This is a genomic window from Enterobacter cloacae complex sp. P14RS (genome assembly GCF_014895895.1).
Lineage (GTDB): Bacteria > Pseudomonadota > Gammaproteobacteria > Enterobacterales > Enterobacteriaceae > Enterobacter > Enterobacter bugandensis.
This window is the reverse complement of record NZ_JADBQM010000005.1, coordinates 82757-83090: the sequence shown is the minus strand read 5'-3', so window position 1 is coordinate 83090 and position 334 is coordinate 82757. Positions and strand designations below refer to the sequence as shown.

The 334-nt window shown below is 35.3% G+C and carries 1 pseudogene; it reads left to right on the top strand.

The features are described 5' to 3' along the window. Positions 1 to 191: 191 nt before the first annotated feature. A pseudogene (locus IM295_RS23005) lies at positions 192 to 334 on the top strand (porin); the annotation flags it as partial.

Here is a 334-nt window from a genome sequence, read left to right as displayed (position 1 = left end):
CCCGCAATACTTTCAAGGTATTAATTCATTTGAAAAATAAAGAGATCTTTGGAAATATTTTGTAATATTTTCACTGGTTTAATTACATTTATTTTTGAACCAAATTTACGAGCCATAGAATAGTATCAGACACGTAATTACGGAGGGTGATTACATATATTCATATAAATTATCTTTAAAGGGAATATATAATGAAAAGAAAAGTTCTGGCAATTCTTGTACCCGCATTATTAATGGCTGGCGCAGCAAACGCGGCTGAAATGTATAACAAAGACGGCAATAAAGTTGACCTGTACGGCAAGGTTGACGCGCGTCACACCTTCTCCGACAACGC